9 protein-coding genes are annotated in these 8081 nt (G+C 74.8%); 4 read left to right on the top strand and 5 right to left on the bottom strand.

All coding sequences use genetic code 11. The annotated features are described in order from the left end of the window. The 5 genes from ACFC1T_RS34765 to ACFC1T_RS34745 all read right to left on the bottom strand — a co-directional run. A partial coding sequence (locus ACFC1T_RS34765) for a hypothetical protein (protein ID WP_375895742.1) occupies positions 1–1031 on the bottom strand: 1031 nt, incomplete at its 3' end. Between the two features lie 41 nt (positions 1032–1072). Beyond that, entirely contained in the window at positions 1073–2041 is a 969-nt protein-coding gene (locus ACFC1T_RS34760) for a D-2-hydroxyacid dehydrogenase family protein (RefSeq protein WP_375895720.1), read from the bottom strand. Beyond that, positions 2038–2412, bottom strand: coding sequence for a hypothetical protein (locus ACFC1T_RS34755; RefSeq protein ID WP_375895717.1), 375 nt, complete (start codon positions 2410–2412; stop codon positions 2038–2040). The genes ACFC1T_RS34760 and ACFC1T_RS34755 overlap by 4 nt, the downstream gene beginning before the upstream one ends. Before the next feature lie 71 nt (positions 2413–2483). Further along, entirely contained in the window at positions 2484–2915 is a 432-nt protein-coding gene (locus tag ACFC1T_RS34750; protein WP_375895716.1) for a hypothetical protein, read from the bottom strand. A gap of 64 nt (positions 2916–2979) precedes the next feature. Then, entirely contained in the window at positions 2980–3963 is a 984-nt protein-coding gene (locus ACFC1T_RS34745; RefSeq protein ID WP_375895740.1) for a DUF5937 family protein, read from the bottom strand. A 103-nt stretch (positions 3964–4066) separates the two neighbouring features. Here ACFC1T_RS34745 and ACFC1T_RS34740 point away from each other — a divergent pair, with 103 nt between their 5' ends. The 4 genes from ACFC1T_RS34740 (at position 4067) to ACFC1T_RS34725 (ending at position 7817) form a co-directional block, all read left to right on the top strand. Continuing rightward, positions 4067–5032, top strand: coding sequence for an aldo/keto reductase (locus tag ACFC1T_RS34740; RefSeq protein ID WP_375895713.1), 966 nt, complete (start codon positions 4067–4069; stop codon positions 5030–5032). A 102-nt stretch (positions 5033–5134) separates the two neighbouring features. Further along, positions 5135–5842, top strand: coding sequence for a histidine phosphatase family protein (locus tag ACFC1T_RS34735; RefSeq protein ID WP_375895710.1), 708 nt, complete (start codon positions 5135–5137; stop codon positions 5840–5842). Positions 5843–5960: 118 nt separating this feature from the next. Continuing rightward, on the top strand, positions 5961–6551 hold the full coding sequence (locus ACFC1T_RS34730; RefSeq protein ID WP_375895707.1) for a TetR/AcrR family transcriptional regulator: 591 nt from the start codon (positions 5961–5963) through the stop codon (positions 6549–6551). A 204-nt stretch (positions 6552–6755) separates the two neighbouring features. Continuing rightward, positions 6756–7817: an SDR family oxidoreductase gene (locus tag ACFC1T_RS34725; protein WP_375895704.1), complete on the top strand. Its 1062-nt coding sequence runs from the start codon at positions 6756–6758 to the stop codon at positions 7815–7817. The last annotated feature ends 264 nt before the right edge of the window (positions 7818–8081 follow it).

Below are 8081 nucleotides of genomic sequence, written 5' to 3'. Positions count from 1 at the left end.
GCCACCGGCCCGCCCACGTTGTACGAACCGGCCGGCGCCGCGTCCCGCATGAAGGACTCGATCAGCTGCCGGGGCGTGGCCGGGTCCACCACGGCCCGGCCGTCGATCCGCCAGACGTCGAAGGCCCGGCCCAGCGGATGGTCGCTGGGCCGGGTCGTCCCGAAGACGTCCAGGGGGTGACCGGTGCGCACCACGCTCACCGACAGCGCGTACGGGCCGGCCAGCCGCAGCATCGCCGTCAGGACGCTGTCGTGGACGGTGCCGCTGAGCAGGTCGGCGGCGGCCTCGGGCGGCAGCTCGATCCTCGGCTCGGCCAGCACCTTCGCCACCGCGGGGGTGGGTGCGGCGGGCGCGGCAGGTGAGGCGGGTGAGGCGGCGGGTGAGGCGGGTGAGGCGGCGGGTGACCCGGCGGCCGGGCCCGGGTCGCCGGGGTGCACGGCGGTGACCGTCCAGCGGGGCTCGGCCCGGCTCAGCCGGACGTCGACCGTGATGCCGCCCGCCGCCACCGAGCCGTCCGGCTGCCTGGTCCACTGGCGGCAGACCACCAGCACGCTCGCCGAGTCGGCGAGGATCCCGCCGTACTGGGCGTCGACCACCTCGAGGGCGGCCTCCGGCGCCGCCGGGGCGAGCCGCCCGGCACCGTCCGCCAGGCCCGGTGGCAGGCCCAGCGCCGCCACCCGGGCCCGGGCCGCCCCGGACCCCTGCCCGCCGGGCGGCCAGGCGCCGAGCGCGGCGACCAGCTCGACGGCGCGGCGCTTGACGTCGGGCTGGATCTCGCCGGGGCCGGGCTGCCACAGTGGCGGGTTGGGCAGCGGGGTCGCTGCGGCTGGCGCTGTCGGGGTCGCCGCCTGGGTCGCTGTCGGGGTCGGGGCCGCTGTCGGGGGCTGTGTCGGGGGCTGTGTCGAACTCGCCGGGGCCACGGCGGACTTCGTACCGCTCGTACACCCCGCCGCGCCCAGCAGCACCGCCGCCGCACCCGCCCGCAGCACCCCGCGTCGGCCCGCACCCCGGCCACCGTCTCCGCTCGTCATGCCGTCAGTATGCGACCGGTGGCCGGGCCTGGGCGCAGGCGTCAGCCCAGACGGCGGATCGGCTCACCCGCCAGGAACGCCGCGATGTCCTCCACCGCCTCGGTGAAGTACCGCCGGTAGTTCTCCTGCGAGACGTACCCCAGGTGCGGGGTGGCCAGCAGCCGGGGCGCGCGGCGCATCGGGTGGTCCGCGGGCAGCGGCTCGACGTCGAAGACGTCCACCGCGGCCCCCGCGATCCGGCCGCCGGTGAGGGCCGCGAGCAGCGCGTCCTGGTCGACGATCGCCGCCCGGGAGGTGTTCACCAGATAGGCCTCCGGCTTCATCAGAGCGAGCTCGGCGGCGCCGATCAGCCCCCGGGTGCCCGCGTTCGACGCGAGGTGGACCGACACGAAGTCGCTCTCCCCGAGCAGTTGCTCCTTCGAGGCGGCCCGGCGCACACCCGCCGCGGCCGCCTGTTCATCGGTCAGGCTCCGACTCCAGGCCAGCACCTCCATGCCGAAGGCCAGCCCGACCCGGGCGACGGCGGCGCCGATCCGGCCGAGACCGAGCACTCCGAGCGTCCGGCCGTGCAGATCGGCCCCGACGGTGCTCTGCCAGGGCCCGCCCTCGCGCAGCGCGGTGTTCTCCTGGACGAGACCGCGGGCCAGGCCCAGCAGCAGCGCCCAGGTCAGCTCGACCGGCGGAGTGCCGGAGCTGGCCGTACCGCAGACGGTCACGCCGTGCGCCTCGGCGGCCCGGAGGTCGATCACCGAGTTGCGCATGCCGGAGGCGACCAGCAGCTTGAGACGGGGCAGCCGGGCGAACAGCGTGGCGGGGAACGGCACCCGCTCGCGCAGGGTGACCACGATGTCGAACCCGGCGAGCGCGGCGACCAGTTCCTCCTCCGAGGTGTGGTGCTCACGGAAGGCGGTCACCTCGACCCGGTCGGCGACCGGGGTCCAGTCGGCGGAGCTGGTGGCGACGCTCTGGAAGTCGTCCAGGACGGCGCAGCGAAGGAGCGGAAACGTCATGCCCGCAGCTTCCCAGACGGCGGCGGGCCGGGGGGCCGCAGTCCGTAGCGGTCCCGTTCCCGCTCCCGGTCCCGGTCCCGCTCCCGGACGACCCACGATGGCTCGCCGAGCTTGGCCCGCAGGACGGCCATCGGGTGGCGCAGCTCCCGGTGGTCGGACAGGCCGTCCCAGCCGTGCAGTCGGATGTCCCGCAGGTCGTGCATCCCCTCGCCGAGCTCGATCAGGGTGCGTAGCGCCCGGGTGTCCTGGCGGGTGAGCTGCACCTCCCGGCCGTCCACGGTGGCGATCCGGGTGACCGGGTCGAGGGCGATGCGTCCGTCGAAGGCGGTCAGCGGGACCGGCGCCTCGTCCACGGGCTGTTCCTGCTCCATGTCGGGCAGCCTAGTCGGTCCGGCCCGGCCGCCAACTCCGCCGCGCAGCAGGGCCGATGGCTCCGACGCCGCTAATCGTTCCACCCGTTGAGGTCTTCGAAGCCGGTCTCCACGCTGCCGCGGAACGCCAGGGCCTCACGGCCGATGCCGAGAGCGTCGAGCAGGGAGTCCAGGGCCGCTTCCGGGTCGTCCACCGAGCGGCTCAACCAGACGAACGTGCACGGGGGAACCTGTCCGCCGAGCCTGCTCAGGGCGAAGGACGTCCTCCCGATGCGGAACATGGCGACGTCCATCGGGCCGAGGTCCTCCCAGCCCCGTTCGACGGTCAGCCGCAGTCGCGCCGCGAGCGCCTCCAGCGGGGGCTGCAGGCCCGCCACCAGGCGAAATGTACCGGCGGCGTACTCCCACATGCTCTGTTGGAAGGCCGGGTTGGGGTTGCCGCCCTGGTAGGAGGGTGCTGCCCTCCACTCCGGTTCGGGCCCCGGAACGCTGACTGCCGCCATGCCTGCCCCTCCGAACGCTCCGGCTGCCGCCTCGCATTCACCGTAGCCGAGGTCGCGGTGCGCCTCAGCCGTCCGGGTCGAGCAGCGCCTCGGCGGTGGCCGTCCGGGCGTACAGCACCCAGCGCCCGGCGCGGTGGGCGCTGACCAGGCGGGCGTCCCGCAGCGCCGTCAGGTACTGGGAGACGGCCGAGGGCGACAGGCCGGTGCGGTGGGCGAGTTCGGTGGTCGAGGCGGGGGCGGCGAGTTCGGCGAGCAGCAGGGCGCGGGAGCGGCCGAGCACCGCGGCGAGGGCCGCCGTGCCGGGGGCCGGTGGCCCCGCGGTCCAGAGACGGCCGATCCCCCGGGCCGGGTAGGCGAGTTGGGGAGGAGCCGGCGGGGCGAGGAGGGTGAACAGGCCGGGGCCGGTGAAGGCGGAGGGGATCAGCAGCAGGCCCGGCCCGGCGGCGCGGCGGGGCATCGGGCGGGAGCGCCGGCTCAGCCGCAGGGCGCCGTCGGTCCACCGCAGTTCGGCGTGCAGGTCGTTGAGCACCCGCTCGGCGCCGTGCTCGGCGGCCTGCCGGGCCCGGTACAGCACGTCGGCGTCGAGGACGGCGCGGATCCGCGCCCAGTACGGCGCGAGGGCCAGCTCCCAGTAGGCCTCGACCGCCTCGGCGAGCCGGGCCAGCCCGGCCTCCGGGTCGGCGTACAGGGCTCGCAGCCTCGGCCCGAGCGTGCCCCGGTCCGCCCGGTCCGCCCGGTGCGCCTGGTCCGCCTGGTCCGCCGCCAGTCGGTCCAGGTCGCGCCGGACCTGCCCGGCGGGGGTGGCCCGGATCGCGGCGAGTTCCCCGGCCAGGGTCGGCGCGGGTCCGGTCGGGGCCGGATTGAGGAAGTCCGGCACGTACCCGGCGGGCGGCACGAGTTCGGCGAGCAGCCCGTACGCCGGGCCGAGCGCCGCCAGCCGGGGCCGGACCTGCTCCACCCAGGGGCCGTGGACGGCGTGCGGCACTCCCGAGCGCAGCAGGCGCAGGCTCGGCCCGACCTCCCACATCGGTGCGACCGCGAACCGCATCCGGGCCAGGTCACCTGCCGTGAACAGCAGCTCCGCCAACGCCTGCCCCCGTGGATTCACACATGTCCGAATCAGTGGCGATCAGGTTAGTTCAATCGCGATCATGACCAGCATGACTTCCGACACCACCTCGACCACCGCTTCCCCGACCGGCGCTTCCCCGACCACCGCTTCCGTGTCCGCCGCCTCGTCCGGCACCTGGCAGCTCGGCGACCGCGCCGTCCACCGGATCGGCTTCGGCACCATGCGCCTGCCGCAGACCGGGCCGGCGCTCGTACCGGACGCCGTACCGCGCGACCGCGACCAGGCCCTGCGGGTACTGCGCCGCGCGGTCGAACTGGGCGTCAACCACATCGACACCGCCGCCTTCTACTTCTCCCCGCTGCGCTCCGCCAACGAGCTGATCAACCGCGCCCTCGCCCCGTACTCCGACGACCTGGTGATCGCCACCAAGGTCGGCCCGGCCCGTGGCACCGACGGCCGGTGGATCGACCACGCCCGCACCCCCGAGGCGCTGCGCACCCAGGTCGAGGAGAACCTGCGCCAGCTCGGCCGCGACCACCTCGACCTGGTCAACCTGCGCATCCTGGGCACCGACTCGATCGCCGAACGCTACGGCGCACTCGCCGAGTTGCGGCAGGCCGGACTGATCCGGCAGCTCGGCCTCTCCAATGTCCACCCGCACCAGCTCACCGAGGCCCGGGCCATCGCCCCCGTCACCTGCGTGCAGAACCCGTACGGGATCGGCGCCTCGCCCGCCCAGGACGAGGTCCTGCGACTCTGCGGCGAGCAGGGCATCGCCTTCGTCCCGTTCTACGCCATCGCCGGCGCCGGGAGGGAGGGCGGCGCCGCCGCCGGGGCGGAACCCGGCGAGGTCCGGACGGTGGCCGAAGCGCGCGGCGTCAGCACCGCCCAGGTCCGGCTCGCCTGGACGCTCCACCGGGGCCCGCACGTCCTCGCCATCCCGGGCACCGGCGACGTGGCGCACCTGGAGGACAACATCGCGGCCGGCGCCCTGCGGCTGACGGCCGAGGAACTCGCCCTGCTGAACCGTGCCCACTCCGGCTGACCTGGGACCTGTGACCTGGGCCCCGGAACCACCACCCGCCGCCCGGGCGTCACACTCCGGGACCGGACCCCGTCCCACCGAACGAACCCCAGGAGCCTGCCCGTGACCGACCGCGCCACCCGCTACCTGTACCTCGCCCGCCACGGCGAGGCGGCCCACCACAGCCCGGCCGGCAGCGAGTCGGGTGGTGGGCCGGGTGGCGGGTCGGGTGGTGAGGTGGATGGCGAGGCGAACAGTGGGGCGGACCGCGACGGGCTCAGCCCCAGCGGCCGCCGGCAGGCCGTACTGCTCGGCCGCCGCCTGGCGCAGCGCCCCCTCACGGCCGTCCACCACGGGCCGCTCCCCCGGGCCGCGCAGACCGCCCGGCTGATCGGGGACCAGCTCGGCGGAGTACCGGTGTCCGCCTGCGAGGAGGCCGGCGACTACGTCCCGTACGTGCCGTCGGCCGACGAACTGCCCGCCGACAGTGCCGAGTTCCTGCTGCGCTTCCTGGCCCAGGCCTCCCCCGAGGAGCTCTCCCGCGGACCGGAACTGGCCCGCCGGGCCGTCGACCGCTTCACCGGACCGGTCGACGGCCCCGAGGACCGGCACGAACTGGTCGTCACCCATGCCTTCCTGATCGGCTGGCTGGTCCGCCACACCCTGGACGCCCCCGCCTGGCGCTGGCTCGGCCTCAACGCGGCCAACGCGGCGCTCACCGTGCTCCGCTTCGCCCCCGGCCGCCCCTCCGCCGTCCTCCTCCTGAACGACCAGTCCCACCTGCCCGAGGAGTTGCGCTGGACGGGCTTCCCGCCGGAGCTGCGGGCCTGAGCAACCACTGCGGAGCCTCCGCCCGGGGCGGCGCGTCGACGGGCCGGTGGTCGGCAGAAATGTGGTCGACAGAAATGTGGTCGACAGGATTATGCAGACCGGTCTACAGTCTCCGTCCATGGGAGCAAAGGGCGAGGAGACCCGGGCCCGGCTGATCGCCGGCACCCGGGAACTGATCGAGCAGCACGGGTACTCCGGCACGGGCCTCAACCAGGTCCTGGCCGTCACCGGCGCACCGCGCGGCTCCCTCTACTTCCACTTCCCCGGCGGCAAGGACCAACTGGTCGCAGCCGCACTGCTGCAGTCCGGCCAGGAGGTCGCCGACCTGCTGACCGGACTCGCCGCCGACGGAGCCGACGCCGCCGCGCTCAGCCGACACCTCACCGAGGTGTTCGCGGACCGCCTGGCCCGCTCCGACTACACCAAGGGCTGCCCCATCGCCACCGTCGCCCTGGAGGTCGCCGGGACCAACGAGGCACTGCGCGCCGTGTGCGCCGAGGTGTACGAGGGCTGGCAGCGCATCCTGGCCGAGCAGCTGACCGCCGGCGGCTTCCGCCCGGCCGAAGCCGCGGTGGCCGCCGGCCAGGCCCTGGCCCTGATGGAGGGCGCGGTGCTGCTGGCCTCGGTCCGACGCAGCCGCGAGCCCCTGGACGACGCCCGGCACGCCGTCCTCCACCTCCTCGGCGCGAAGGCGTCCGGCCGCTCGTAGCCGTTGCCGCTGCACGGGCGCCCTGCGGCCGGCTCGATGCAGCACTGACCGTTCGCCAAAAAATATGCAGACCGGTCTAGCTACCCGAGATTCGTCCGCATCACCCACTCGCCCGCCACTCACCCCCGCTCCACCATGCCCAGAAATTATGCAGATCGGTCTACCGAAATATGCCGATCGGTCCACAGAAAGCAGAGACCGCTCATGCCACCCACTCCCCCGCCCCCGCAGACCCTCGTCCTGGGCGCCGGCGGCTTCCTCGGCCGCTGGCTGCTCCTCGAACTCCTCGGCCGCGGCGAGCCCGTGGCCGCCGCCGTCCGCACCACCGCGAGCGGCACCGCCCTCCGCGCCTGGCTGCGCGAGCACGACACCGACCCGACCCCGCTGACCACCGTCACCGCCGACCTCACCCGCCCCGGCCTCGGTCTCTCCCCCGAGGACGACGCCCGCCTCGGCGAGGTCCGCGACGTCCACAACCTCGCCGCCCGCTACCAGTTCGGCCTCACCCGCGCCCAGGCCGAGCCCGCCAACCTCCACGGCGCCCTCCACGCACTGCACTGGTCCGCGACCCGGCCCCGGCTGCGCCGCCTGGTCCATCTCTCCGGCTACCGGGTCGGCCGCGACCCCCACCCCCGCCACCCGCTCGACCCCGCCACCACCGACGCCCTCTACTCCCGCCTCGGCGCCTACGAGGCCTCCAAGCAACTCGCCGACGCCGCCGTCCGCGTCACCGCGCCCCGGCTCGGCGTCCCGCTCACCACCGTCAACCCGAGCAGCGTCATCGGCCACTCGACCACCGGCGAGGCCGGCCAGTACCTCGGCCTCGCCCAACTGGTGCACCAGCTGCACCGCGGCCGCCTCCCCCTGCTGCCGGGCACCCGCCGCACCTTCGTCCCCGTCGTCACCGTCGACCACCTGGCCCGCTTCCTGGCCGCCGTCCCGGTCCACGACCGCGCTCCCGCCGCCGCCCACACCGTCCTCGACCCGTCCACCCCCAACCTCCCCGAGCTGGTCGCCCTCCTCGCCACCCACCTCGGCGTCCGCCCACCCCGCGGCCTGGTCCCCGTCCCCCTCGTCCGCCGCCTCCCCCGCGCCCTCACCGGCGCCGACCCGGAGACCCTCACCTTCCTCTCCGAGGACCGCTACGACACCACCTCCGCCGACCGTCTCGCCACCGCCGCCGGCCTCACCCACCCGCCCCTCACCCCCGCCCTCCACCACTGGGCCGACCGCCTCGTCCACGACGCCTTCGGCGCCCGACACTGAACGTGATCGAGTGGTGTCGGGGCTGTTCGCCTGGAGGCCGTCGGTCGGTTCCGGTAACCGTTGGGGCGTATCCAGCGTCTGCATCCACCTGACCAAGCCGCTGCGGGAATTCATCGCCGCGAACAGAGACTGGCTCAGCGTTGTCCAGCCACTCACCTACGCGCCGGACCTCAACCCTCAGGAGGGCACCACCGGCTCCAGCAGATCCGGTACCGTCCGGACCTGGCCGACGGCTGCCTGACCGGCACTGGCCTGATCACGTCT

Origin of the sequence: Kitasatospora sp. NPDC056076, assembly GCF_042266305.1 — a bacterium.
GTDB lineage: Bacteria > Actinomycetota > Actinomycetes > Streptomycetales > Streptomycetaceae > Kitasatospora.
Note: the sequence above shows the minus strand (reverse complement) of the source record. Positions and strands in the feature narration are given on the sequence as shown.

Bases quoted from the DNA above. Each gene is read 5' to 3' on its own strand.
- ACFC1T_RS34730 (WP_375895707.1), top strand. From the start codon at position 5,961: ATGGGAGCAAAGGGCGAGGAGACCCGGGCCCGGCTGATCGCCGGCACC.
- ACFC1T_RS34750 (WP_375895716.1), bottom strand. From the start codon at position 2,915: ATGGCGGCAGTCAGCGTTCCGGGGCCCGAACCGGAGTGGAGGGCAGCA.
- ACFC1T_RS34745 (WP_375895740.1), bottom strand. From the start codon at position 3,963: ATGCGGTTCGCGGTCGCACCGATGTGGGAGGTCGGGCCGAGCCTGCGC.
- ACFC1T_RS34755 (WP_375895717.1), bottom strand. From the start codon at position 2,412: ATGGAGCAGGAACAGCCCGTGGACGAGGCGCCGGTCCCGCTGACCGCC.
- ACFC1T_RS34760 (WP_375895720.1), bottom strand. From the start codon at position 2,041: ATGACGTTTCCGCTCCTTCGCTGCGCCGTCCTGGACGACTTCCAGAGC.
- ACFC1T_RS34725 (WP_375895704.1), top strand. From the start codon at position 6,756: ATGCCACCCACTCCCCCGCCCCCGCAGACCCTCGTCCTGGGCGCCGGC.
- ACFC1T_RS34740 (WP_375895713.1), top strand. From the start codon at position 4,067: ATGACCAGCATGACTTCCGACACCACCTCGACCACCGCTTCCCCGACC.